The organism is Aminobacter sp. MET-1, assembly GCF_026521175.1.
Taxonomy (GTDB): Bacteria; Pseudomonadota; Alphaproteobacteria; order Rhizobiales; family Rhizobiaceae; genus Aminobacter.
This window is the reverse complement of sequence record NZ_JAMSHL010000001.1, coordinates 168,891-193,450: the sequence shown is the minus strand read 5'-3', so window position 1 is coordinate 193,450 and position 24,560 is coordinate 168,891. Positions and strand designations below refer to the sequence as shown.

At 63.5% G+C, this 24,560-nt stretch carries 29 protein-coding genes and 1 other RNA gene; 20 read left to right on the top strand and 10 right to left on the bottom strand.

Going from position 1 to position 24,560, the window contains the following annotated elements; genetic code table 11:
- Positions 1-5 precede the first annotated feature (5 nt).
- Entirely contained in the window at positions 6-476 is a 471-nt protein-coding gene (locus NDO48_RS00925; protein ID WP_018429943.1) for an Lrp/AsnC family transcriptional regulator, read from the top strand.
- Position 477: 1 nt separating this feature from the next.
- On the opposite strand, the gene NDO48_RS00920 is transcribed toward NDO48_RS00925, so the two are convergent.
- On the bottom strand, positions 478-1,038 hold the full coding sequence (locus NDO48_RS00920; RefSeq protein ID WP_267320695.1) for an NADPH-dependent FMN reductase: 561 nt from the start codon (positions 1,036-1,038) through the stop codon (positions 478-480).
- 141 nt (positions 1,039-1,179) lie between these two features.
- Between NDO48_RS00920 and NDO48_RS00915 the strand changes: the two genes are divergently transcribed.
- The 4 genes from NDO48_RS00915 to NDO48_RS00900 all read left to right on the top strand — a co-directional run bounded on the left by NDO48_RS00915 (position 1,180) and on the right by NDO48_RS00900 (position 4,921).
- Complete coding sequence (locus NDO48_RS00915; protein WP_026227593.1) at positions 1,180-2,139, top strand: LysR family transcriptional regulator; 960 nt, start codon at positions 1,180-1,182, stop codon at positions 2,137-2,139.
- A 100-nt stretch (positions 2,140-2,239) separates the two neighbouring features.
- Positions 2,240-3,592: an LLM class flavin-dependent oxidoreductase gene (locus NDO48_RS00910; RefSeq protein ID WP_018429946.1), complete on the top strand. Its 1,353-nt coding sequence runs from the start codon at positions 2,240-2,242 to the stop codon at positions 3,590-3,592.
- Positions 3,593-3,602: 10 nt separating this feature from the next.
- Positions 3,603-4,430 carry a sugar phosphate isomerase/epimerase family protein gene (locus NDO48_RS00905; protein WP_267320694.1) on the top strand — a complete coding sequence of 276 codons (828 nt, stop codon included), beginning with the start codon at positions 3,603-3,605 and terminating at the stop codon, positions 4,428-4,430.
- A gap of 230 nt (positions 4,431-4,660) precedes the next feature.
- On the top strand, positions 4,661-4,921 hold the full coding sequence (locus NDO48_RS00900) for a hypothetical protein (protein WP_018429948.1): 261 nt from the start codon (positions 4,661-4,663) through the stop codon (positions 4,919-4,921).
- A 143-nt stretch (positions 4,922-5,064) separates the two neighbouring features.
- Here NDO48_RS00900 and msrB read toward each other — a convergent pair whose 3' ends face one another.
- Positions 5,065-5,466, bottom strand: coding sequence for a peptide-methionine (R)-S-oxide reductase MsrB (msrB, locus tag NDO48_RS00895; RefSeq protein ID WP_018429949.1), 402 nt, complete (start codon positions 5,464-5,466; stop codon positions 5,065-5,067).
- A 101-nt stretch (positions 5,467-5,567) separates the two neighbouring features.
- Positions 5,568-6,758 carry a vWA domain-containing protein gene (locus NDO48_RS00890; RefSeq protein WP_018429950.1) on the bottom strand — a complete coding sequence of 397 codons (1,191 nt, stop codon included), beginning with the start codon at positions 6,756-6,758 and terminating at the stop codon, positions 5,568-5,570.
- A 181-nt stretch (positions 6,759-6,939) separates the two neighbouring features.
- Here NDO48_RS00890 and NDO48_RS00885 point away from each other — a divergent pair, with 181 nt between their 5' ends.
- On the top strand, positions 6,940-8,028 hold the full coding sequence (locus NDO48_RS00885; RefSeq protein ID WP_018429951.1) for a GH25 family lysozyme: 1,089 nt from the start codon (positions 6,940-6,942) through the stop codon (positions 8,026-8,028).
- Positions 8,029-8,064: 36 nt separating this feature from the next.
- On the opposite strand, the gene NDO48_RS00880 is transcribed toward NDO48_RS00885, so the two are convergent.
- Together NDO48_RS00880 and NDO48_RS00875 are read right to left on the bottom strand one after the other, a co-directional pair.
- The gene (locus tag NDO48_RS00880) at positions 8,065-8,511 is read right to left on the bottom strand and encodes a GNAT family N-acetyltransferase (RefSeq protein ID WP_026227595.1); all 447 of its coding nucleotides are present in this window, start codon (positions 8,509-8,511) and stop codon (positions 8,065-8,067) included.
- A gap of 428 nt (positions 8,512-8,939) precedes the next feature.
- The gene (locus NDO48_RS00875; protein ID WP_267320693.1) at positions 8,940-9,779 is read right to left on the bottom strand and encodes an AAA family ATPase; all 840 of its coding nucleotides are present in this window, start codon (positions 9,777-9,779) and stop codon (positions 8,940-8,942) included.
- 118 nt (positions 9,780-9,897) lie between these two features.
- Here NDO48_RS00875 and NDO48_RS00870 point away from each other — a divergent pair, with 118 nt between their 5' ends.
- The 6 genes from NDO48_RS00870 (at position 9,898) to NDO48_RS00845 (ending at position 14,047) form a co-directional block, all read left to right on the top strand.
- The gene (locus tag NDO48_RS00870) at positions 9,898-10,395 is read left to right on the top strand and encodes a DUF4345 domain-containing protein (RefSeq protein WP_018429954.1); all 498 of its coding nucleotides are present in this window, start codon (positions 9,898-9,900) and stop codon (positions 10,393-10,395) included.
- Between the two features lie 17 nt (positions 10,396-10,412).
- A non-coding RNA gene (ssrS, locus tag NDO48_RS00865) (6S RNA) lies at positions 10,413-10,568 on the top strand.
- A 114-nt stretch (positions 10,569-10,682) separates the two neighbouring features.
- Positions 10,683-11,267 (top strand): 5-formyltetrahydrofolate cyclo-ligase, encoded by a 585-nt coding sequence (locus tag NDO48_RS00860; protein WP_018429955.1) that lies wholly within the window; start codon positions 10,683-10,685, stop codon positions 11,265-11,267.
- Positions 11,268-11,354: 87 nt separating this feature from the next.
- Positions 11,355-12,179, top strand: coding sequence for a TIGR00282 family metallophosphoesterase (locus NDO48_RS00855; RefSeq protein ID WP_026227596.1), 825 nt, complete (start codon positions 11,355-11,357; stop codon positions 12,177-12,179).
- 161 nt (positions 12,180-12,340) lie between these two features.
- Complete coding sequence (locus NDO48_RS00850; protein WP_018429957.1) at positions 12,341-13,099, top strand: TerC family protein; 759 nt, start codon at positions 12,341-12,343, stop codon at positions 13,097-13,099.
- Between the two features lie 237 nt (positions 13,100-13,336).
- Positions 13,337-14,047, top strand: a complete 711-nt coding sequence (locus tag NDO48_RS00845; RefSeq protein ID WP_026227597.1) for a DNA helicase — start codon at positions 13,337-13,339, stop codon at positions 14,045-14,047.
- A 43-nt stretch (positions 14,048-14,090) separates the two neighbouring features.
- Here NDO48_RS00845 and NDO48_RS00840 read toward each other — a convergent pair whose 3' ends face one another.
- Both NDO48_RS00840 and NDO48_RS00835 read right to left on the bottom strand, forming a co-directional pair.
- Positions 14,091-14,453, bottom strand: a complete 363-nt coding sequence (locus NDO48_RS00840; RefSeq protein WP_026227598.1) for a glyoxalase/bleomycin resistance/dioxygenase family protein — start codon at positions 14,451-14,453, stop codon at positions 14,091-14,093.
- A gap of 11 nt (positions 14,454-14,464) precedes the next feature.
- Positions 14,465-14,950 carry an SRPBCC domain-containing protein gene (locus NDO48_RS00835; RefSeq protein WP_018429961.1) on the bottom strand — a complete coding sequence of 162 codons (486 nt, stop codon included), beginning with the start codon at positions 14,948-14,950 and terminating at the stop codon, positions 14,465-14,467.
- 51 nt (positions 14,951-15,001) lie between these two features.
- Between NDO48_RS00835 and NDO48_RS00830 the strand changes: the two genes are divergently transcribed.
- On the top strand, positions 15,002-15,325 hold the full coding sequence (locus NDO48_RS00830; protein ID WP_018429962.1) for an ArsR/SmtB family transcription factor: 324 nt from the start codon (positions 15,002-15,004) through the stop codon (positions 15,323-15,325).
- Positions 15,326-15,357: 32 nt separating this feature from the next.
- Here the strand turns inward: NDO48_RS00830 and NDO48_RS00825 are convergent, their stop codons facing one another.
- Positions 15,358-15,693, bottom strand: coding sequence for a winged helix-turn-helix transcriptional regulator (locus tag NDO48_RS00825; protein WP_018429963.1), 336 nt, complete (start codon positions 15,691-15,693; stop codon positions 15,358-15,360).
- A gap of 129 nt (positions 15,694-15,822) precedes the next feature.
- On the opposite strand from NDO48_RS00825, the gene NDO48_RS00820 reads away from it, so the two are divergent.
- The 7 genes from NDO48_RS00820 to NDO48_RS00790 all read left to right on the top strand — a co-directional run bounded on the left by NDO48_RS00820 (position 15,823) and on the right by NDO48_RS00790 (position 23,142).
- The gene (locus NDO48_RS00820) at positions 15,823-16,530 is read left to right on the top strand and encodes a glutathione S-transferase family protein (RefSeq protein WP_018429964.1); all 708 of its coding nucleotides are present in this window, start codon (positions 15,823-15,825) and stop codon (positions 16,528-16,530) included.
- Between the two features lie 340 nt (positions 16,531-16,870).
- Entirely contained in the window at positions 16,871-18,376 is a 1,506-nt protein-coding gene (locus NDO48_RS00815) for a winged helix-turn-helix domain-containing tetratricopeptide repeat protein (protein ID WP_267320692.1), read from the top strand.
- Between the two features lie 131 nt (positions 18,377-18,507).
- Positions 18,508-19,959 (top strand): sensor domain-containing diguanylate cyclase, encoded by a 1,452-nt coding sequence (locus NDO48_RS00810; RefSeq protein ID WP_267320691.1) that lies wholly within the window; start codon positions 18,508-18,510, stop codon positions 19,957-19,959.
- Between the two features lie 111 nt (positions 19,960-20,070).
- Complete coding sequence (locus tag NDO48_RS00805; RefSeq protein ID WP_018429967.1) at positions 20,071-20,820, top strand: YebC/PmpR family DNA-binding transcriptional regulator; 750 nt, start codon at positions 20,071-20,073, stop codon at positions 20,818-20,820.
- Between the two features lie 74 nt (positions 20,821-20,894).
- A complete protein-coding gene (locus NDO48_RS00800) occupies positions 20,895-21,659 on the top strand; it encodes an RDD family protein (RefSeq protein ID WP_267320690.1) in 765 nt (254 codons plus the stop codon).
- Entirely contained in the window at positions 21,656-21,961 is a 306-nt protein-coding gene (locus NDO48_RS00795; RefSeq protein ID WP_026227599.1) for a SelT/SelW/SelH family protein, read from the top strand. Before NDO48_RS00800 ends, NDO48_RS00795 begins: the two co-directional genes overlap by 4 nt.
- Before the next feature lie 104 nt (positions 21,962-22,065).
- Positions 22,066-23,142, top strand: a complete 1,077-nt coding sequence (locus NDO48_RS00790) for a D-alanine--D-alanine ligase family protein (protein ID WP_267320689.1) — start codon at positions 22,066-22,068, stop codon at positions 23,140-23,142.
- A gap of 79 nt (positions 23,143-23,221) precedes the next feature.
- Here the strand turns inward: NDO48_RS00790 and NDO48_RS00785 are convergent, their stop codons facing one another.
- Positions 23,222-23,710, bottom strand: coding sequence for a DUF1772 domain-containing protein (locus NDO48_RS00785; RefSeq protein WP_267320688.1), 489 nt, complete (start codon positions 23,708-23,710; stop codon positions 23,222-23,224).
- Positions 23,707-24,549: an NAD(P)H-binding protein gene (locus NDO48_RS00780; protein WP_267320687.1), complete on the bottom strand. Its 843-nt coding sequence runs from the start codon at positions 24,547-24,549 to the stop codon at positions 23,707-23,709. The genes NDO48_RS00785 and NDO48_RS00780 overlap by 4 nt, the downstream gene beginning before the upstream one ends.
- Positions 24,550-24,560 lie beyond the last annotated feature (11 nt).

The following is a 24,560-nucleotide window of genomic DNA, read 5'->3' as shown; positions in this document are numbered from 1 at the left end:
TGATCATGGAAAAGATCGACGAAATTGATCGCAAGATCCTGTCATGCCTGCAAAAGGACGGCTCGATCTCGCAGCGTGATTTGGCCGAGCGCGTCGGGCTGTCGCAGAACGCCTGCTGGCGCAGGTTGCAGCGACTGAACACGACCGGCCTGATCCGCGGGACACACGCCGACATCGACGTGGCCGCCCTCGGCTACGACCTGACCGTCTTCGTGATGATCCGCACCCGCCATCATTCGAAGGAATGGGCCGACGATTTCCGCAAGCATGTCGAGCGCCTGCCCGAGGTGATCGACTTCTACCGCATCGGCGGCGACTGGGACTATCTCATCAAGGTCGTGACCCGGGGCATGTCGGGCTACGACGCGTTCTACCAGAAGCTGATCACCGATTTCGACCTGGCGACAGTGACCGGCTTCTTCTCGATGGAAGCGATCATCGACAACCGCGCCGCAGACCTGAACCGGCTGAAATAGCTCAGGCGCAGAGTCGTTCGGGCGCGCCCGACGCGACGCCGAACGCCCGGGCAAAGCCCATCACCTGCCCCGTCATCAATCCGATCTGCGTACCGCAATCGTGCCCCTGATCGGACGAGTTGGCAACGACACCGAGCGGCGTCGGCCAGCCGCGCAGGGCATGCACGATCGAACGCAGATGCTGCAGCGTCGAGCCGCCGGCCTGCCAGCCGGCGGCGGCTGCGATCAGTCCGACGGCGCGGCCTTCGAGATAGGGCCTGACATCGCTGCGCAGCTCCTCGACATAGTCGAGCGCGTTCTTGACCATGCCCGACAGCGAGCCGTGATAGCCCGGCGAAGCGATGACGATGCCGTCCGAGCGGCGCAGCGCCTCGATGAACTCCAGTTCCGCCGCACCCGGCCTGTTGGTGCCGTAGATCGGAAACAGCAGCCGTTCGCCGCTGAAGGCCATCGTGTCGGCGCCTGCAGCCTGTGCTGCTGCCAGCGCCTGATGCAACAACCGCTCCGACGACGAGCCGTTACGCGTGGTCCCGCCGACCCCAACGATCAAGGGTTTGGCCATCATCATGTCCTCCCGAGGCAATGTGTGTTTCGGCTTCAGGAGACAGGCAACCGCTTTAGGCGGCAAATGACCTTTTCGGACGAGGCGATCTCGTTTCGGCATCGGCACAGTCGGGCACGACCAGTTGCGCGTGGTGCCCAGATGACAGGCGATCCGAAAAATGTTTCACCGACAAGGAGCCTCGGCAGGCCCGGCATCCGCCGGGCGCAGTTGCTCAAGAACCTGCAGCACTTTGTCGTCGCGGCCGAGCTCGGCAGCTTCCACAAGGCGGCCGACAGACTGGCGATCGTGCAGTCGGCGCTGTCGCGGCGCATCGGCGAACTGGAGGCGCAACTCGGCGGCAGGCTGTTCGAGCGCGAACCGACCGGCGTGCGACTGACCTTGGCCGGCGAAGCGCTGCTGGAGGACGCATCGCGCATCCTGCGCGAGGTCGATCTTGCCATCCGCCGCTTCGACCTGATCGACAGCGGGCAGGTGTCGCTGCTGCGCGTCGGCTTCAACGGGGCGGCGATGATGTTTGCGCCGATCCCCGATGGGCTGCAGCAGTTTCGCAGCACCAACCCGACGGTTGAACTCAGGCTGACGCCGATGCTGTCAGAGCAGGCTTTCGAAGCGCTGGCGGCGGGCGGCATCGACCTCGGCATCGCCTATGAGCTCGGCTATCCGCACAGCCTGAAGTCGCGGCAGTTGGTGCTCGACGATCTGGCACTGGCCCTGCCCGAGCACCATGCGCTTGCTGCAAAGGCCGAGCTTGCGGTCGATGACCTCGACGGCGCCGACTTCATCGGCATGGACCTCGCCCAGTCGGGCCTGATGGCCGAGAAGGTGGCGCAGGCGTTGCAATCACGCGGCGTCGCCACCCGCGTGCTGATGGAAACCGGGAGCACCGAGGCAACGTTGAGCCTGGTCGCGGCCGGCCTCGGCATCGCCTTCGTCAACCGCTCGCAGGCCGGGCGGCATCCGCCGAACGTCTTGATCCGTGACGTATCAGGATTTTCAGTGCCGTTGCCGCTCAAGCTGTTCTGGCGCGCCGAGATTGAAACGCCTGTGCTGCTGCGTTTTGTCGAGACGCTGGCCGGGCAATTCGAGACCGCCGAATGAGTGGTCTCGTTTTGAGATCGCCCCGTCGAAAACGGTCATTTGATCGACAGCCGCGCCTCCGGGAAGTTGCGCCGCAAACGCGGCAGGAGGAGGCCATCGCATGACCAGGGAAATCAGGCTCAACGCGCTCGACCAGTGCAACCCGAGCTTCCTCGCCTTCGGCCTGTGGAGCCATCCGCGCGACACAGCACTCGATTTCACCAGCATCGACTACTGGGCCGACTATGCCCGCCTGCTGGAGCGCGGGCTGTTCGACGCTCTGTTTCTGGCCGATTCGCTCGGGGTGCCCGACACCTACCAGCAGAGCTACGCATCGGCGTTCCGCAGCGGCGCGCTCGCACCGAGCCTCGACCCCGCAGTGATCGTACCGGCCATGGCGCTGGTGACCAAGAACCTCGGCTTCGCCATCACCGGCAGCGCCTCCTATGAGACGCCATACCTGTTTGCCCGGCGCATGACGACGCTGGATCACATGACACGCGGGCGCATCGGCTGGAACATCGTCACCTCCTTCCTCCGCAGCGGCGCGCTGGCCATGGGCCGCGACGAGCTGGCCGAGCACGACGCACGCTACGACGCAGCCGACGAGTTCATGGAGGTGATGTACGGGCTTTGGGAGGGCTCGTGGGCCGACCGCGCGCTGAAGCGCGACAAGGCGAGCGGAATCTACGCCGACCCCACGCTGATCTCAGAACTCGACCATGACGGCACGCATCACAAGATTCGCGCCGTCAGCGCCGCCGAGCCTTCGCCGCAGCGCACGCCGATGCTGTTCCAGGCGGGCGGTTCGCCGCGTGGCCGTCATTTCGCCGCAAGCCATGCCGAGGGCATCTTCATCAACGGCCCGAAACTCGAACTTGTTGCGCCGCAGGTGGCCGACATGCGCAAGCGCGCCGCTGAGCTTGGCCGCGATCCCAGGAGCCTGAAGTTCTTCGCCGGCGCCACCATCATCGTCGACGAGACCGAGGCACTCGCCCGCGCCCGCTACGAGGACTACAAACGCCACACCAGCGTCGAAGGCATGCTGTGCCAGCTGTCGGCAGCACTCGGCATCGACCTCGCGAAATACCCGCTGGACGAGCCGATCCTCTACGAGAAGACCGACGCAGCGCAGTCGCAGCTCGAAATCCTGACGCGCAAGGGCACCTGGACCGTGCGCCAGGCGGCCGAAAGCATGGTGGTCAGCGGCCGCAACCTACTGGTCGTCGGCACGCCGGAGCAGGTGGTGGACGAACTCGCGCGCTGGGTCGAACATGCCGATGTCGACGGCTTCAACATCGCCCGCATCCTGGCGCATGAGACGATGGAAAACTTCATCGAGATGGTGGTGCCGAAGCTGCAGCGGCGCGGCATGTTCAAGACCGAATACGGCGCGGGCACCCTGCGCGAGAAGGTGACGGGCTCGGGTCCGCGCACAGCCTCGGACCATCCGGCTTCACGCCACCGCAGATAGGATTTCGGCCATGAGACGTTTTTCGCTGTCGTACCTGACCTCACCCGTCGCCTCGCCGCTCGAAACGATCCGGATCGCGTCGGAGGTCGGCTACGATCATCTCGGCTTGCGCATCCATCCGACAGCGGCGGCCGACGCGCCGTCGCCTTTGCTCGGCAACAAGACGCTTCTGGCCGATTGCCGTGCAATGCTCGGCGACACCGGCCTGACGGTCACAGAGGTCGAAAGCTGGATGATCCGCAGGGATTTCGATCTCTCGCAAAGTGCCGAAGCGATGGAAGTGGCGGCAAGCCTAGGCGCGCCACGCCTGATTGCCGTGGCCGATATGCGCGGGGCAATCGAGCAGGTGGAGATCGAGGACAGGTTCGCGGCCCTCGCCGAAATGGCCGCCAGCTTCAGGCTGGGCGTTGACTTCGAGCCGATTGCCCATCGTGCTGCGGGGACGCTCGACGAAGCGCTGTCGGTAGTGGCTGCGGGCGCGGCGCACAGCACCGGGCTGATCCTCGACATGCTGCACATAAACCGCATGGGCATTTCGCCGAACGCCCTGGCCTCGGTCGACCGCAGTCTGATCTACAACATCCATCTCTGCGACGCACCGCCGGCACCCACCGATCTCGCAACGATGGTGCATCATTCCGCTTTCGACCGCGACCTGCCGGGCGAAGGCACATTGCCGTTGAAAGGCTATCTAGGCGCGCTGCCCGCAGATCGGCCACTCAGCATCGAGATCCCGATGATGCGGCTTGGCGACACGGTTTCGCCGCAGGAGCGCGCGCGCCGCTGCCTGGAGGCGTCGGTGCGCTTGCTTGCCGACATCGACGCGACAGAAGGTTGAGGAACCCGCCACCGACGCTGCGCGTTCACCTTGTTGCAAGGCGAGACTTTCGGCGCACTTGTAAAAACGCAGCATATGTTGCCCTAATTGGTCGTTATGTTGCGGCGAATGCTACGATGGCGCGGGGTCATGAGGCGATGACGGATACCGGGCGACTACATCCTTCCGACAACCCTCTGGGCGGACAGGGTGGGCTTTCGGCATTCTTTTCAAGACGCTGGAACGGCGAGGTGCCGCTGGCACAGCTGTTCTGGTGGGACATGTTCGTGGTCGGCAGCCTGATCAATGTCGTGACCACAGTGGTGGCGCTGGTGATCCTGGCAGCCAAGATGAATGCCCTGCTGGCGGTGGCCGTCCATCTGGTGCCGCTGCCCTACAATCTCTTCCTCTATGGCAGCGTGCTGCGGACAGCCGACCTGACCGAGGCGCCCAACGCCAACACGATGAAGATGGGCGCCACGATCTGGATCATCCTGGCGAGCCTGCTTTAGCTGTTTTTTACCGCGGGCGTTTCCACCCGGCTGCAAATTGCTCCAGAGCAATTCCAGGAAAAGTGCGCAGCGGTTTTCCGCCCGGAATTACGCAAAAACAACGAGATAGAGGGTTTCTGCGATTCGAAGAAAAGCGAAACGCTCTAGGACGGCTGGAAGTTCAGCGCCACGCCATTGATGCAGTAGCGCAGGCCTGTGGGCGGCGGACCGTCTGGAAAGACGTGGCCGAGATGGCTGCCGCAGCGCGAGCAATGGCATTCCGTCCGCACCATGCCGTAGCTGCGGTCGACGGTGGTTTCGACCGAACCTTCGACCGGATCGTTGAAGCTCGGCCAGCCGGTGCCGCTTTCAAACTTCAGCTTGGCTTCGAACAGGGGCTGGTCGCAGCCGGCGCAGGTGAAGCTGCCGGCACGCTTTTCATGGAGCAATGCGCAACTGCCCGGCCGCTCGGTGCCGTGCTGGCGCATCACCTGGTACTGCTCAGGCGTCAGCATCGCGCGCCATTCGGCGTCGGTGCGGGTGACGGGATAGGTCTTGGCGTCCATTTTTTGGGGGTCTCCCTGGATTGTTCTTCTTGTTCGCGTTCTCAGCACAGATAGTTACGAGAGGCGGTGCTTGACAGGGCATCACTTCCTGGTGAGGCGGTTCAGTGTTTCCGCGACAGCTGCTTCGTCGCCGCTTCCAGCCCCGCAAGCGTCAGCGGGTACATGCGGTTGGCGAAGATGTCGGAAATCATCTTGATCGAACTGGTGTAGCTCCAGTGTTTTTCCTGCGTCGGGTTGAGCCAGACAGCATTCGGCCACTGGTCGAGAACGCGGCGCAGCCACACCGAGCCCGGCTCGGGGTTCCAGTGCTCGACAGAACCGCCGGCATAGGCGATCTCGTAGGGACTCATCGACGCGTCGCCGACGAAGATCACCTTGTAGTCGTGGCCGTATTTATGGAGCACGTCGAGCGTCGGCATGACTTCGGCATGGCGGCGACGGTTGTCCTTCCACACACCTTCGTAGAGGCAGTTGTGGAAGTAGAAATATTCGAGCTGGCGGAACTCGACGCGGGCCGCCGAAAACAGCTCCTCGACGACCTTGATGTGGTCGTCCATCGAACCGCCAACGTCGAAGAACATCAGAAGCTTGACCGCGTTGCGCCGCTCGGGCCGGGTCTTGACGTCGAGATAGCCATGGTCGGCAGTGGCATGGATCGTGCCGGGCAGGTCGAGCTCTTCCTCGGCGCCTTCGCGCACCCAGCGACGCAGGCGCTTGAGCGCCACCTTGATGTTGCGCGTGCCAAGCTCGACCGTGTCATCGAAATTCCTGAATTCGCGCTTGTCCCAGACCTTGACCGCGCGGCGATGACGGCTCGTCTCCTGGCCGATGCGCACGCCCTCGGGATTGTAGCCATAGGCGCCGAAGGGCGAGGTGCCTGCGGTGCCGATCCATTTGGAGCCACCCTGGTGGCGCCCTTTCTGTTCTTCCAGCCGCTGCTTCAGCGTCTCCATCAGCTTCTCGAAGCCGCCCAGCGCCTCGACCAGCTTTTTCTCCTCGTCGCTCAGCGTCTTCTCGGCCAGCCGCCGCAGCCATTCCTCGGGAATGTTGGCGACATCGACGCCGCCCTCGCCCGAGACCGCCTCGACGCCCTTGAAATAGTGCGAAAAAACCTGGTCGAACCGGTCGATGTGGCGCTCGTCTTTCACCAGGGCTGCGCGGGCGAGATAATAAAAGCCCTCGACGTCATAGCTGACGAGGTCGGCGTCGAGCGCCTCGAGCAGCGCCAGATATTCGCGCAGCGACACGGGAACCTTGGCCGCCTTGAGTTCGAGGAAGAAGGGTATGAACATGACGGGCACTTTGCTTCGGCGTGGACCGGCAGGCAAGTACGCCGGCAGGCGCTTCGATGCCACACCCGAAGGTAAAAATAAGATTCAGTCTTTTTTGGTAATTTCCCGTTAGCAATTCCGACCAGAGGGGTCCGGGGCGAGTCTGCGCTGGGATCCGGGTTTGTTTTGCGTACGGGTACCTATGCGTTTCTCAGCGGCGTCAGCGATCGTTCTCGCCAGCCTGGCCTTGGCCGGCTGCACCTCGAGCATGGGGCTCAGCGACATCATGTCGTCAGCACCTTCGAAGGAAACGACCGCCTCGGTCACCCGCCCGGCGAGCCCGGTGCCGCAGATCGAAATCGCTTCGACGGCACCCGTCGTGCCGATGCAGGCCGCAATGGCAGCGCCCGTGCCGCAGGCCAATGTGCTGGTCGCGCCGCCGTCCGTGCCGGCCGAAATCGTGACCGAAGCGCCGGTCCAGATGGCGATGGCGGCACCGAGGATCGAACTCGACAACATTCCGACGCCCGACACCAAGCCGATCGCGCTGATCGCGCCGTCCAACCCGATGAAGGCGACGCCCTTTGCGCCGGGCAAGATCTACGGCCGCCGCTTCGGTGACGCCAAGCCGATCAATTTCGGCCGCACTATGTCGCCCAAGAACTTCGCCGTCCACGGCGTCGACGTCTCGCGCTGGCAGGGCGAGATCGACTGGCCGAAGCTGCGCACACAGGGTGCCAACTTCGCCTACATCAAGGCCACCGACGGCGGCGACCATCTCGACCCGATGTTCAAGAAGAACTGGCGCGAGGCCGAGGCAGCCGGCCTGAAGCGCGGCGCCTATCACTTCTTCTACTGGTGCCGCACCGCCGGCGAGCAGGCCGACTGGTTCATCCGCAACGTGCCCAAGGTCCCGGGCGCGCTCCCGCCGGTCATCGACGTCGAATACAATGGCGAATCGAGCTGCAAGCGCCGCCACAGCCCCGAGAAGATCCGCGAAAAGATGCAGGTCTTCATGGACAAGCTGGAGCGCCATTACGGCCAGCGTCCTGTCATCTACACGGCGCCCGATTTCTACCGCGACAACCTGCGCGGCCACTTCCAGGACTACCCGTTCTGGCTGCGCGCCGTGGCCGAGCCGCCGTCCAAGGTCTATCCGGGCCGCAACTGGGTGTTCTGGCAGTATTCGGGTTCGGGCCTGTCGCACGGCGTCGACGGCAAGATCGACCTCAACGTCTTCCGCGGCAGCGAGGCCCAGTGGCACCAGTGGGTGTCGAGGTCGGCAGGCTGAACGGCCGCCCGAAGCGGCTGCATGATGGGCTGAGAACTACAGCAAATCGTATTCGATGAATCCGGTGCGGCGGGCAACTCGGTCGTAGAGCTTGCGCGCCGTGGCATTGGTCTCGTGGGTCATCCAGTAGACATTGGTGACGCCGAGCTTGGCCGCTTCCTGTTTCACGGCTTCGATCAGGGCCGCACCGACGCCCTTGCCACGCGCGGCCGGGTCGGAGAACAGATCCTGCAGGTAGCAATTGTTGGCCTCGGACCAGCCCGAGCGGTGGTAGAGGTAATGCGTCAGCCCCACCGCCTTGCCGTCGACCAACGCGATCAGGCCCTTGGGCTCGAATTCGCTCTCGGTGAACAGGCGCTTCCAGGCGAGCTCGTAGATATTCTCGGGCAACACAGTGTTGTAGAAATCGAGATAGGCCGTCCACAGGCGGCGCCAATCCTCGTGATCGGCAAGCTGAAGCGGGCGGATGGTGATGTCGGTCATGGCGTTGCCCTCCGTGAATGGATTGATTGCGCGGCAAACTGCCTGAGCATTGTCGAGCGGCCAACGGTCCACAGCGCGGGAATGGATTGGCCGGAGGGGCGCGCGGGTCGGCAAATCTATGCGAGGACGGGGCCTACCCCTAACCCCTCCCCACAAGGGGGGAATCGTGAGGCGCCTCGCCCAGACTTCAATCACCTACTTGGCGCCAATCTCAATCACCATGGGTCGGAGAGCGCTAACCTCGTCCACCTCCTCCTTGTGGGGAGGGTTAGGGGTGGGGGTGCCTTCGCATGCATGTTGTCAGGGGCTAACGGAGGCCAGACGCGCAAGCCGGGCATTGACGCTCCCCTGCCCTCCGCTATGGCTCCGGGCGTTCGTCGCTTGAAAAGCCAAATCGTTGGCTTTTCGTCCGCTGTGCGGACCGCTCCTCACCCCTGCCTTCTGGCCATGAACGCCAGCCGTTCGAACAGATGCACATCCTGCTCGTTCTTGAGCAGCGCGCCGTGCAGATTGGGCAGCGCATTCTTGGGGTCGGCGCGCAGGTCTTCGGGCGCGACGTCGTCGGCGACCAGCAGGCGGATCCAGTCGAGTGCTTCCGAGGTCGACGGTTTCTTCTTGAGCCCAGGCACCTCGCGGATCTCGTAGAACTGGGTCAGTGCGGCACGCACCAGGTTCTGCTTGATGCCGGGATAGTGCACCTCGACGATCTTGTGCAGCGTCTCGACGTCAGGGAAACGGATGTAGTGGAAGAAGCAGCGCCGCAGGAAGGCGTCGGGCAGCTCTTTTTCGTTGTTCGAGGTGATGATGACGATCGGGCGGACATCGGCCTTGATCGTTTCGCCGGTTTCGTAGACGAAGAACTCCATACGATCGAGTTCCTGCAAGAGATCATTGGGGAACTCGATGTCGGCCTTGTCGATCTCGTCGATCAGCAGAACGACCTTCTTGCCGGCGGCAAACGCATCCCACAGCTTGCCGCGCTTGATGTAGTTCCTGATGTCGTTGAAACGGCCATCGCCGAGCTGGCTGTCGCGCAGGCGCGACACGGCGTCATACTCGTAGAGACCCTGCTGCGCCTTGGTGGTGGACTTGACGTTCCATTCGATCATTTCGAGGCCGAGGCCTGCCGCCACCTGGCGGGCCAGTTCGGTCTTGCCGGTGCCCGGCTCGCCCTTGACCAGCAGTGGCCGCTCCAGCGCGATCGCCGCGTTGACCGCCACCATCAGATCCTTGTCGGCGACATAGGCCGACGTTCCTTCAAAGCGCATGCGAATTCCTCATAATTTCTGCCGCGACCCTAAGGAGCAGGGCAAGTAGGCGCAAGCCTGACGGGCAGCGCCTGAAACCCTGGCGTTGCGACAACGTGTCTCCCTGCGGACAGTACAGATGATGATGGGTGGCAAGATGTCGGCATGGCCGGAAAAGAGATGTCTGCAAGCGATCGTCACCGTCCTCGCAATCACCCCTGTCCTGGTCGGGCTGGCTGGTGTGGTCATCGGCCCGGTCTTTCTCCATGTTCGGCGACCATGGCCAGTCGACCTCGATAGCCACTTTCGCTTCCTGTCCGGAATATTCCTTGTCATCGGCATCGCCTGGTTCACATGCGTGCCTGCGATCGAGGCAAAGACGACGCGGTTTCGTTTTCTCGCCCTTTTGACCTTCTGTGGCGGGCTCGCGCGGCTGTTGTCTTTGATCGCCTCGGGCACTCCTTCAGCGGGACATCTTGCCGGCCTGTCGGTCGAACTGATCGCGGTGCCGCTGCTGGTCATCTGGCAGCAAAGAATTGCGCCATCCCTTTCTCCCCTAGTGGGAGAAGCAGGTTGCGACCTGCCCGCAAATATCATTGCCCGAACCGCCGCATTGCCATGGCGCATCGCGGCATGAGCGCCTATATTGGCAGCGACGGTCTGCGCCTCGCGGCAGGAGAGCATTTTCCCCGGGGCCTTAACGATCCTTAGGGAGCTGTCCCTGGGAAGACCCGTGGGTCTTTTCACACGGCGCCCACCTACTTTGTAGGTCTCCGGGATCGACTTCTTCACCGGTTGTGTGGATCGTCACCTCCCTATCAGGATAAAACCTGCCCACCCGACGCCAGGAAGCGTCGGTTTCTGCGTTGCCGTAGCGACAAATGATATGCAACACACTGGCGACGACAGGAGAATGGGCCAGGCATGACTTCCCATCGCGAGATCAAGAAGCAGCTGCGCAAGGAAGCGCTGGCCCGGCGTGATGCGCTCGACGAGTTCTGGCGCATCGAGGCCTCGCTGGAGATGGCCGAGACGGCGCGCGACAACATCCAGTTCGAGCCCGGCACCATCGTCTCCGGCTTCTGGCCGATGCGTTCGGAGGTTGATGTCAGGCCGATGATGTTCGCCCTGCGCGAACACGGCGCCCGCCTCTGCCTGCCGGCCATCCTCGACAAGCACACAATCGTCTTTCGCGAGCTGGTGCGCGGCGCACCTATGGTCGACATGGGGTTCGGCACCGTCGGCCCGCATGAGGAAGCCGAGGTGTTGGACCCTGAGATCATGTTGGTGCCGCTGGCCGCCTTCGATGCGCGCGGCCACCGCATCGGTTATGGCGCGGGCTATTACGACCGGGCGATCGCCAAGCTGCAGGACAAGGGCATCGAGCCAAGACTGATCGGCATCGCCTTCGACTGCCAGGAGGTCGAGCGCGTTCCGGACGAGAACCACGACGTCATCATCCCCGAAATCCTGACGGAGAGCGGGCTGCGCCGGTTCGAGCCGTCGTGAGGTGATCGGCCGGCGCTGATCGGCTCGGGGCAAATTCGGCAGCGTCCACTTGCATGATTTCGCAATGGCCCTGTAGAAGCATTTTTCATGAGACTTCTTTTTCTAGGCGACATGGTGGGCAAGGCTGGCCGCACAGCGGTTTGGCAGCAGTTGCCCGGCCTGATTTCGGATTTCCGGCTCGATTTCGTCATCGTCAACGGCGAGAACGCCGCCGGCGGCTTCGGCATCACCGAGGAAATCTTCCGCGAGACCATCAATGCCGGCGCCGATGTGGTGACCACGGGCAATCACGTCTGGGATCAGCGCGAGGCGCTTGGCTTTGCCCCGCGCGAGGAGCGCTTCCTGCGTCCGGCGAATTTTCCGAAGGGCACGCCGGGTCGCGGATCGGGTCTCTACATTGCGAAAAACGGCGCCCGCGTTCTGGTGTCCAACATCATGGGCCGGGTGTTCATGCATCCCGAACTCGACGATCCGTTCCAGGCCGGCGAACGCGAGCTGGCGGCCTGCCCGCTGGGCGAACAGGCCGATGCCGTGGTGATCGACTTCCACGCCGAGGCGACGAGCGAAAAGATGTGCTTCGCCCATTTCGTCGACGGCCGCGCCAGCCTCGTGGTCGGCACCCATACGCACCAGCCGACGGCGGATCACCAGATCCTCAATGGCGGCACGGCCTACCTTACCGATGCCGGCATGTGCGGCGACTACGATTCCTCGCTCGGCATGGACAAGGAAGAGCCGCTGAACCGCTTCCTGTCCAAGGTGCCCAAGGGCCGCTTCGAGGCGGCCAACGGGCCAGCCACCATCTGCGGTGTCGGCGTCGACATCTCCGACCGCACCGGCCTTGCCGAGCGGGTTGCGCCATTGCGTCGCGGCCCCCGGCTCGAAGAAACCGTACCCTCCTTCTGGTCCTGACATTGACGAGGGGCCAGTGGACACCTACTTGCCCGCCGCACGTCAGCAAATGTTAGAGCGCGACGCATCCTTTTGGACGCGCCGTGCATTGGCATGGCTGACACATGAAAGAGCGGCCGCCGGCCGCTCGAAACGTATCTAGAAGAACAACGGGGACACTTATGATCGAATTTCTGGCGCCGTATTTCGGCTTCATCAACGATCCGACCGCCTGGGTGGCGTTGCTGACCCTGATCGCGCTCGAGGTTGTGCTCGGCATCGACAATCTGATCTTCATCTCGATCCTCACCAACAAGCTGCCCGAAGAACAGCGGCGCCCGGCTCGCCGCCTCGGCATCGGCGCCGCATTGATCATGCGCCTGCTGCTGCTCGCCACCATCTCCTTCATCGTGGCGCTCAAGGAGCCGATCTTCGAGGCCTTCGGCCACGGCTTCTCCTGGCGAGACCTGATCCTGATCGCCGGCGGCCTGTTCCTGGTGTGGAAGGCGACCAAGGAAATCCACCACTCGGTCGATCCGGAAGACCACAAGGACGAGATCGTATCGCGCACGCTGCAGCTGTCGCTGGGCGCTGCGATCTTCCAGATCCTGCTGCTGGACCTCGTCTTCTCGGTCGACTCGATCATCACCGCTGTCGGCATGACCGACGAGATCGGCATCATGTACATCGCCGTGATCGTTGCCGTGACGGTGATGTTGCTGGCCGCAACGCCGCTTGCCAACTTCATCGAAAAAAACCCGACCATCGTCATGCTGGCGCTGGGCTTCCTGTTGATGATCGGCATGACGCTGATTGCCGACGGCTTCGGCTACCATGTGCCCAAGGGCTACATCTACGCCGCCATGGGCTTCTCGGCGCTGGTCGAAGGCCTCAACATGCTGCAGCGCAAGCGCTCCAGGAAAAGCGGTGGCGGCCACTGACGGCCACGACGACCGACAAACGAGACGAACGGCGGGCAAAATGCCCGCCGTTTTCGTTTGCGCGCCGATGTCGAGACACTCGATTGTGCGCTATGATCTGATTCTGGCGCGGCCCACGCCTCCCCCCTCCAACGGGAAAGTACTGATCGTGCAGGGTGCCTTGGTCACCGAACCATCTGTTCGAGCGCTTGCATAAGGAGGGGTTGCGACGACTGCTCGTATCTGGAGGTTCGCTGCATGAAACTGTCCGCACCCATACCCATGCTGAAGCGCAGGGCCAGGCTTCTCGCCCGGACCGACAATCTCCCGCTGCATCAGGCCCTCGACCGCATAGCGGCGGCTGAAGGCTTTGGCGCGTGGAGCCTCCTTGCCGCCACATCGGCTGCTGCCCGGCCTGCCGGCATGCTGTTTGCCCGCCTGGCAGCCGGCGACATGGTGTTGCTCGGCGCACGACCGCGTCAAGGCAAGACGCTGATGGGCCTGGAGCTTGCCGCTGAGGCGATGAAGGCAGGCCGGCGCGCCACCTTCTTCACGCTGGAGTACACCGAAAGGGAGGTGTTGGACCGGTTCCGCGCCATCGGCGCTGATCCGGCGCAGTTTGGCAACCTGTTCGAACTCGACAATTCCGACATGATCAACGCCGAGCATATCGCCAGGCGGATGGCGGCAGCGCCCCGCGGAAGCGTGGTGGTGGTCGACTATCTGCAGCTGCTCGACCAGAAGCGCGAGAACCCGGCGCTGATGGATCAAGTGCGGACGTTGAGGTCACTGGCGCGCGCCAAGGGGCTGATCGTCGTCATGATCTCGCAGATCGACCGCGCCTACGACCCCTCGACGAAGGCGGTTCCCGATCTCCGCGACGTCAGGCTGCCCAACCCGCTCGACCTCAGGCTGTTCGACAAGGCGTGTTTCCTGAACCAGGGCGAGATGCGGTTTCACTCGGTCTGACGAAATCGGGCGGCGGGTTGCCCGCCGCCCGATACGGGCATGCCTACCAGGCGTCGGGCTCGCGCACCATGTGCACGATGTTGGCCGGGTTCATGATCCAGCCGCCGCGGAAGCTTTCGCCGAGCGGCTCGATCGGGTCGCAACGCACGGCACCCGCATCGCCAAGGTGCTTGAGCGTGCCGGCGGAATCGGGCGTGAACAGCTCCAGCCAGACCTCGGCCTGGCTCATGGTCGGCGCCTCATCGATCCAGAGCTGGTTCGGGCCAAGCTTGAAGCCGACCGCAGGCGCCTTCTCCGGGATGCCTTCGAGGCCAACCACGTCACGGTAAAAGGCGATGGTCGCCTCGTACTGGTGACTGGGCACTTTCATGGCGATGTTGATGCCGCCTTCGATCTTGGTCGTCACTGTCTCAGCCTTCACTTGCGTTCGCTTGTCGTTGGCAGTTCGCCGCGCATCTCGGAGGGGTAAAAACCCTCGCGCAGGTTGATGCCGTATTCGAGCCACGCCTTCATGGCCGACAGCATCTCGGCCCAGCCTTCGCAATTGCCGTAGGACGCCTTGCGGCCGACCGCGTCCTCGACCCAGCCGGACTCACCGATGGTAACGAAGGTCGAGCCGTCCTCGAGCACCTCGAAGCCCATCTCGATCCTGGTCTTGTAGGCCGGCTGGCCCTCGGTCACCTCGGCGTCCCAGCGCAGCACGATGCGCTTGTCCAGCTCGATCTCCTGCACCTCGACCGGCACGGAGCCCCACCAGGTAACGGTGGTGCCGGCGACCAGCGGCGCGCTGGCGCCACGTATAGTGGTGAAGTAGGCGCTGAGCTTCGTCGGGTTGACGACCGCGTCGAACACCTCGTGGACGGGCTTGGCGATACGCCCCGAAACCTTGAACCCCAAGGACATTTTGAACCTCCTGTACTTGCACTTGGCGATAATGTGTTATAAAAACATAACATGTCAAGCGAAGCGAAAGACGACAATGTTTTCAAGGCCCTGGCTCATCCGCGCCGGCGCCTGATGCTCGATTGCTTGAAGGATGGTCCGTTGACGACGGGCGCCCTGTGCGAGCGCTTCGACGACATGGACCGCTGCACCGTCATGCAGCATCTGAAGGTTCTGGAAGAAGCCGATCTGGTGGTGGCCAGGCGTGACGGCCGCGAGCGCTGGAACCACCTCAACTCGATGCCGATCAAAGAGATCCACGACCGCTGGATCAGCGAATATGCCAGTCACGCCATGTCGATTCTCGACCGGCTGAAGCATAACCTGGAAGGCTGAAACCCAGCCTCGGTGCATGTATGTCTTGCCGACTAGGCCTTGCGCGCCTCGATGGCAGGGCCATGCTCCTTGCCCCAGACGGCGAGCGGCGCCAGTGCCTCATCGAGCGACTGGCCGAGCGGGGTGGCGGAATACTCGACCCGCGGCGGCACCTCGTGAAAGATCTCGCGATGGACGAGGCCGTCGGCCTCCATCTCGCGCAGCTGCTGGATCAGCATTTTCTCGCTGATATCGGGCACCAGCCGCTTGAGCTCGCCGAAGCGGCGCGGCTCGGTATGCACCAACCACAGGATCAGCGCCTTCCACTTGCCGCCGATGACCTGGAAGGCAGGGCCGAGACCACAACTTTCTGGCTGGGTTTTTGCCACTAAATCCTCAATTCTTACTTTGAAGTCAGTACCTTACGAAAAGGTAGGTGCTTGTTGGAGCGAGTGCAATGCATAGGTTCTGCGGCACGCCGCGAACGGATCGCGGCCGCGGCTTCGAAAGGACAAGACATGGAACCTGTACTTTTCTACGGCGTGCCCCACGGCTGCTCGTTCGGCTCGATCGTGGCGCTCGAATGGCTGGGCCAACCCTATCGGCTGCACCGCATCGACATGTCGGAGCAGCGACCGGGCGGGGCCTTCGCCAAGGCGAGCCCGCTTGGCCAGACGCCTGCGATGCTGATGGCCGACGGCAAGCCCCTGAACGAGAGCCTGGCGATCCTGCACGCCATCGCCGCGCGCGGCATCGACCAGGGGCTCGGCTTCGCCCAGGGCACCAGGGAGTTCGACGAACTGAACGCGATGCTGTCTTATCTCCACACGACGCTGCATTCCGCGCTCGGCTACGGCTGGAGCGTCTACAAGCTCGACAAGGATGACACGGCCGGCACCGCGTTCCTGCGCAAGCTGGCAAAGGAGAGTGCGACCAAGGCCTATGCCTACCTGCAGGGCGTACTCGAAGGTCGGGATTGGCTGGTCGGCGACCATAAGACCGTGGCCGACGCCTACTTCATCGGCATCGCCCGCTGGGGCGAGGACCTCAAGCTGTTCGATATCGCCAGCGAGTTTCCTCGTTTGCACAGGCACATGGCCAAGCTCGAAGCCGATCCGGCCATGATCTTCGCCCATGCCATCGAGGAACAACGGCAGGCAGTGTCTTCGGGCGGCTTCCTTGGACACATCGGTATCGAGGACATGGAACCTCGCCTCGCTGCATGATGTCTCCGCTCCCCTGCGGCCGTGGTCGCAGGGGAGCTCCCGATTTCAGCAAAATTTCAGAACCGTCTCGGTACGCGACGCCAGGCAAGGCGCAAGCTTCTGCGATCAAAGCAGGAGAGGCCCATGCCTGTCGAAGATCGCAGCCGGATCGATCGGGAACTTGACGAGGCAATGTCCGGCGGGCGGCTGTACCTGCCGGTCGGCTCAATGTCGGGGACGCCAGTCGACCGCATGGTCGAGGCCGCCGCGTCCCGCGACCGCGGCCCCGCGGAAGACAGGCCGGAAACACCCCGCCCCTTGACGAAACCCCGGCGCGGCATATTGGCTTTGCTTCAGGAGATTGGCGAAGCCGTCATTCATGGTGGGACACGCGCCTCATACCGTCGCCCTTGGCGACTACTGCCTTGACCTGGCGTCGGGGCTGTTGCGTCGTGGACAGGAGCCGGTGCGGCTTCGGGCCAAGCCCTATCGCCTGCTGGAGCACCTTGCCCGCAACCCTGGCCGCATCGTCACCAAGTCCGAGCTGATGACGGCTGTGTGGGGCGACGTCTTCGTCACCGAGGACTCGCTGACCCAGGCGATCAAGGAAATCCGGAAGGCGCTCGGCGACGACACCCAGCAGACGATAAGAACCATTTCCGGGCGCGGCTACATGCTGGTTCCGGCAACGCCCGCGCCTGAACCACGGCAATTGCCGATAGTGGCGGTCCTGCGTTTCCAAAACGCCGGCGACAGGACGGACGAGCCGCTTGTCGACGGCTTCGTCGAGGACATCATCGTCAGGCTGGCGCGTTTTCGAAGCGTCATGGTTCTCGGCCACACATCGACATTCTCGGTGCAATCAGGACTGGCGGGCGCCGCCCAACTCGGCGCCGATTTCGCGGTCGAGGGTTCGCTCCGGCGCACGGGCGAACGGCTCGACATCAGCGTTTCCCTGGCCACCGCGCCGGCGGGCGTCCTTGCCTGGAATGAACGTTATGTCGCCGACGGCAGCGACGTCTTTGCCGTGCTGGACGACATTTCCGAGCAGATCGTCAATCGGCTGGTCAAGCGACTGGAGGATGCGGGCACGCATCGCGCCGCTGCCAAGCCGACGGACAGTCTCGTCGCCTATGAGCTCCTGCTGCGTGGCATCAGCCGCCTGCGCGGCTACCAGCCGGAGGACAACGAGGCCGCCAGGGAGTACTTCGAAGCGGCAATCGACAAAGACCCGGCTTATGGCCTGGCCCATGGCTATCTCGGCCTCGCCGTCGCGCATCTGGTCGGCGACATCGTGCTCTCTCCTGAGGTCTTCGATCAGGCGATCTCACACGGCGCCAGGGGCGTCGCGCTCGCGCCGGAGGAGCCGCGCTGTCATCGCATTCTCGGCGTCATCAGGCTATTCGCCAGCCAGCACTCCGGAGCCGAGGGTCACATGCGCCGTGCCCTCGACCTCAATCCGCACGACGCCGACACGATGACGCAGCTCGGTTATGTGTTGACACTGCGCGGCAGGCCACTGGAGGGACTCGCCCTGATGGAAAAGGCCGAGAAGATCAATCCGATCCATCCGGACTGGTACGACTGCAATCGTTCGATGGCGCTGTACGGCATAAGCGACTATGCCGGCGCGCTCGTCCGCCTCGAGCGCATGACCTCGCAGCCGCCCTGGCAGCTGGCCCATGTGGCTGCCTGCCAGGCCCAGGACGGCAAGGTCGAGCAGGCGCGACAGACCTTGTCCCGGGCGTTGGCAATCGCCCCTGACTTCTCGCCCGCCCTCTATGCCCGCCACGGCGTGCCTTACGAGCATGCCCGCGATACCGACCACCTGGCCGAAGGCATCGCCAAAGCGCTCGACGCCAACTAGCACCGGGCCTTTTGCCGCACCTCGCTAATGCAACCTCAAGTTAAAATCGTCGCGCGCATTAAGGCCGGGTGAACTGTTTTCGTCGATGGTCCCGCCTGAGGGACCTGCTTGACGGAAACAGAAGGAAAGACGTGTTCACCGCCAATCTGCTCCCACGTGCCGACACCGGCGCGAAACGCACATTGCTGTTCGCGCTCATCGTCGGAGGCACCATCTTCGCTGCCTCCCTGTTCGGCATCTTCACCCGCCCGATAGGCTTCCTTGCCGCGGTATGGCCGGCGAACGCCGTCCTGCTCGGCCTGATGGTGCGTTATCAGGCATTCGCCTCGCCTGCCGGCTGGCTTGCCGCCTTTGTTGGCTACTTCGCCGCCGACATCACGACCGGCAGCGATCTCATCACCACCGCATGGCTGTCGGCCGCCAACATGGCCGGCGCCATGACCGGCTATCTGCTGTTCAAGCTGCTGCCGGAAGAAGACCGCAAGCTGCGTCGTTCGATCTCGGTGCTCTACGTCTTTGCCATCTGCTGCCTGGCCTCTCTGGCCTCGGCGGTGACCGGCGGCGGTGCCGCGCGCATGCTGTTTGGACGCGATTTCGCCGACGGCCTGGCGTTCTGGGCGGTGAGCGAACTGGTCAACTACCTGATCGTGGTGCCGATCTGGCTGACCTTTCCCGGCCTGCAGACGCTCAGGCAGCAATGGGCCCCGTTCGCGAAACTCAACAGGGACAACCTGATGCATGCGGCACCCTGTCTCGCCTTGCTGATCTCGGTTGTTGCCGGAAGCGCGGTCGGTGGCCCAGGTACACTGGCTTTCCCCATCCCAGCGCTGCTGTGGTGTGCGCTGACCTACAGCATGTTCACCACCACGGTGCTGACGATGGCTCTGTCCACATGGCTGCTGATTTCCTTGCCGGCGGACATGATTCCGTTCGCGCACTTGCCAAACCCGCTGCGGCTGCTCGATTCGATCCGGCTTGGCGTGGCCCTGATGGCGCTCGGACCGCTCACGGTGGCAAGCACCAACGCGGCACGCCGCGAGTTGATCGAGCGGCTGATGCACCAGGCCAACCACGACTCGCTGACCGGCGCCCTGTCGCGGCGCGCCCTGATGGAGCACAGCGAGGCGTGCCTTGGCGAACTTGCCCGCGGCACGCACGACGCATCCCTGTTGATGCTCGACATCGACCACTTCAAGCGCGTCAACGACCGCCTCGGCCATGCAGCCGGCGACAAGGCGCTGACGGAGTTCTTCCGCCTGGTTTCGGCCGAACTGCGCGAGGACGACCTTTTCGGCCGGACAGGCGGCGAAGAATTCGCCGTACTGTTGCCGCGCACCGACCTGATCGAGGCAACGGGTGTGGCAGAACGCATCCGCGCTGCGATCGAGGCGGCAAAGATCACGGTTCCCTCGGGCGAGCGGCTGCGCATGACGGTCAGCATCGGCGTGACCGCCCAGACGGCATCAGACGTCAAGGACATCGACGACCTGCTGCTTGCCGCCGACAGGGCGCTCTATGAGGCAAAGGCCGCAGGCCGGAATACGGTACGGGTCGGCGCCAGAGCGGCAAGGGACGCGGCTTAGGCAAATCTGCCGATCTTGACGCACTGAAAGCCCGGAAGTCTGGACGTATTGAGCCGATTTATCTATAAGGCGCCCCATTCAGACACTGCCGAAGCGACAAACAGGGGTCCCATGGCCGGCCATTCACAGTTCAAGAACATCATGCACCGCAAGGGCCGCCAGGACGCGGTGCGGTCCAAGATGTTCTCTAAGCTTGCACGCGAAATCACCGTTGCAGCAAAGACCGGCGTGCCCGACCCCTCGATGAACCCGCGCCTGCGCCTGGCCGTCCAGAACGCCAAGGCCGTGTCGATGCCCAAGGACAATATCGCCCGCGCCATCTCCAAGGCCTCGATGGGCGATGCCGAAAACTATGAAGAAGTGCGTTACGAGGGTTACGGCCCCGGTGGCGTGGCGCTGATCGTCGAGGCGCTGACCGACAACCGCAACCGCACCGCCTCCAACGTGCGCGCCGCCTTCACCAAGGCCGGCGGCGCGATGGGCGAAACCGGCTCGGTGTCGTTCATGTGGGACCGGGTCGGCGAGATCGTCTATGCCGCCAAGGCCGGCAGCGCCGACAAGGTGATGGACGCCGCCATCGAAGCCGGCGCCGATGACGTGCAGTCCGACGAAGACGGCCACACCATCACCTGCGCCTTCGAAAACCTCGGCGAGGTGTCCAAGGCGCTCGAAAGCTCGCTCGGCGACGCCGAGTCGGTGAAGATCGTCTGGAAGCCGCAGAACAACATCCCGGTCGACGAAGAGCGCGCGCAGTCGCTGATGAAGCTTGTCGGCACGCTGGAAGACGACGACGACGTGCAGAACGTCTATGCCAACTTCGAAGTCGACGAAGCAACGCTGGCCAAGCTGAGCGCTGCGTAAGCAATAACTCCACCTCCCCCATTGAATGCTCCATCGCACTTTGCAAACTGCGATGGAGTTCGGGGGAGGGAATCGTGACAGATATTGCAGCCCAAAATAGTGCCGCATACACCGGCCCATGGTGGCGGGAGCGCGTAGGTTTCTGGCGCCGCGTCGGTGCATTTTTCCTCGACGCAGCAATTGTGCTCATCCCACTGCAATTGCTTGTTGTCGTTCTCTACACTCAGACCGACGGCCGAATTCAAGGAAGTTTCGGCCTCATCTTTAGGATATGTGCCGATCTGGATCGCGTGCCAGAGGGGTTTCCGCACACTCTAGAGCGGATCGACACTGTTCAGGACTGTCAGACCACGCTGTTTGGCCTGCCTATGTCCCGGCAATTGGTTCTCAGCCAGACTGATCAGACCGAGGGCCAACAGCGAACCCTCACTGAAGAACTATGGCTGAACGCCGACGGCTACCATGTTGAAAGCCTGTGGCTCGATGCGAACGGAGCCGCACTCGCAATTTTCCTGCTCTATCTCATAGCCTTCGAGTGGCGGATCGGGCAAACCGTCGGCAAGCATGTGCTCGATATCAGGGTATTGGATCGAGACGCTCTGGACGCAGTTGGAATTCCGTTGCCCAAGGCGATCTTTCGACAGGCCGTTTTGTTCGCACCAATCCTCGCGTTCCTGTTGCAACAGTATGGAGCAACGTCTCGGGGTGCTGCGGTGTTTCTCGGCGGGCTCTTTTTGGTCTTTGCCTCCATCTGGGTTATCTCGGTGACAATCTCTTTGGCTCGCAAAACCGATCCACTCTATGATCGGTTGGCAGGAACAATCGTGGTCAAGATATGACATCATCGCACAGTATCCGCATCACCTACTGCACCCAGTGCATGTGGCTCCTTCGCGCCGGCTGGATGGCGCAGGAGCTTCTGTCGACCTTTGGCCAGGAGCTCGGCGAAGTGACCCTGGTGCCGGGCACGGGCGGCATCTTCACCGTCACCTGCAACGGCGAGATGATCTGGGACCGCAAGCGCGACGGCGGCTTTCCCGATGCAGCTCAGCTCAAGCAGCTGGTGCGCGACCTCATCGATCCCGAGCGCGACCTCGGCCACTCCGACCGCAAGGGCCACAAGGCCAAGGATCAGGCCTGACGATTACCACGGGCCTCAAAACGGCTCGCCACAGATAAGCTGGAATCGGCGGCCACTCGGTAGCCTGACTTTTTGGATGGCGGTTGACGCGAGCGGGAGAAAGCATGACATCGAGACCACGCATTGCAGTCCTTTTCGGCGGGCGTTCCGCCGAGCACGACGTTTCCATCATGTCCGCAAGCAATGTGGTCAAGGCGATCGACACTGCCAGATATGAGGTCGTGCCTGTCGGCATCGCCCGTGACGGTCGCTGGTTCCTGGCGGAGCTTGGCAGCGACGGCACGCTGCCCCAGGTCGTGCCCGCTGGCGGCACGGAAGTGGCGCTGGTGCCGGGCGGCAAGGGCCGCCTGGTCGGCCTCCCCAGCGGCGAAGTGCCTTTCGAGCTGCCCCGGATCGATGTGCTGTTTCCGGTGCTGCATGGCCCGTTCGGCGAGGACGGCGCGGTCCAGGGCCTCGCCGAAGTGGCGGATGTTCCCTATGTCGGCTGCGGCGTGCTCGGCTCGGCCAACGCCATGGACAAGGACACGGCCAAGCGGCTGATGAAGGAGGCCGGACTGCCGGTCGCCCGAGGGCTGACGGTGCATGCAGGGGAACGCCCGGGCTTCGAGGCGGTGAAGGCAGCCCTCGGCCTGCCCGTCTTCGTCAAGCCGGCCCGTCAGGGCTCGTCCGTCGGTGTCAGCAAGGCCGAGACGGCAGCGCAGCTGGAGACGGCGCTGGCCGAGGCCTTCAGACACGACCGCAAGGTGCTGATCGAGGAATTCATTGCCGGTCGCGAGGTCGAGTTCGCCGTGCTCGAGGCGCCCGACGGACAGCTGCAGGTCTCCGTGCCGGGCGAGATCGTCCCGGCGGCAAGCCACGGCTTCTACACCTACGAGGCCAAATACATCGATGCCGACGGCGCTGCGCTGCGCATTCCCGCCGAGCTGCCCGACGGTGGCACGGCCAGGCTGCAGGAGATTGCCCGCGGCGCCTTCCTGGCGCTGGGCTGCGAAAGCATGGCGCGGGTGGACTTCTTCGTTAAGGCCGACGGTTCGGCGCTGGTCAACGAGGTCAACACCATCCCCGGCTTCACCAACATCAGCATGTATCCGAAGACGATGGCCGCCTCGGGCGTGAGCTATCCCGACCTCGTCGGCCGGTTGATCGCGCATGCCGTGGCGCGCTGGAAGCGCCAGAGCTGAGACGAAAAGGCCGGCGCTGACCCCGGCCTTTCTGTTTCGCATGCGTTCCCGAGATCGGCCGATCTTGGGCGCCGAAGAATCACGCAGTGCGCGCAAAGGCCATGGCGAAGGCGCCGAGCGAGATCATGCTGGCGACAGTACGGACATGGTTCCACGGCAGCCAGTCGCTGAGGTAGGTGGCCCAGAGTGCCGCCCCCTCCGCGCTTGACGGGTCGACGGCCGCAAGCTGGTCGTTGAGCGGAACGTTGAAGATGATCGTCACCAGGAAACAACCGACGACATAGGCAACGGCGCCCGCAATCAGCCAGCCGGCGCCCGCTTCGGACCAGCCAAGCAACGCCTTGCCGCCCAGCACCAGCGCAAGCACCACCATTCCCATGAATACCGCCATGAAGGCCGGATTGATGATGGTGAGGTTGATCTGCTGCATGGTGGCAATGCCTTGCGCCGCAGGCAGCCTGGCAAACGACGCCATGATCGTGTTCGAGAAGATGAAGAACAGCCCGGCAGCAAGGCCGCTCCCGATCACGGCGAGGAAGGTAAGCACTGAAAACAGGGTGGCGATCATTTTGTGTCTCCCCAGGCACCGGATGCCGCAACGGTTCGGGCAAAGTCGCTGAAATCGCGTGCAGGCCGCCCGAGCGCGCGTTCGACGCCGCCAGCGACATGGGCGTTTCGACCGTCGAGCACCTCGGTGAACAGCACCAACAGCAGCGCGATGAGATCCTCCGGCAACCCGGCCGCAGCCAGGCCAGCCTCGAAGTCGGCCGGCATGATCTCGATGAAACGGACATCGCGCCCGCTGGCCGCCGCGATCTCGGCAGCGGCATCGCTGAAACTGAGCAGGCGCGGGCCGGTCAGCTCGTAGAGCTGGCCGATATGGCGATCGTCGATGAGTGCGGCAACGGCCGCGTCGGCGATGTCGTCGGCATCAACGAATGGCTCACCAACCGCACCCACCGGCAGGGCGATCTCGCCCGACAACACCGCATCCAGCAGGAAGCTTTCGCTGAAGTTCTGCATGAACCAGCTGCAGCGCAGCACGGTCCAGTCGGCACCCGCAGCGACGACCGCCTGTTCGGCGCGCTGCGCCTCGGGCTCGCCGCGACCGGACAGCAGCACCAACCGCTTGACGCCCATACCAACCGCCAGCCGGGCGAAGTTACCAACGATCTCGGCGGCGCCCGGTGCGGCGAGGTCGGGATGGTAGGAAATATAGACGGCGCGCGCGCCCTTGAGCGCCGTCGCCCATGTCGAACGATCCTCCCAGTCGAAGGGACGTGCAGCGTTGCGCGAACCGATGCGGACCGGCAGACCGCGTGCGGCCAGACGCCCGGCGACGCGGCGTCCGGTCTTTCCGGTGCCGCCAAGGATGAGGAAGGGAGCATTGGCAATTTCAGACGACATCTTGGCCTCCA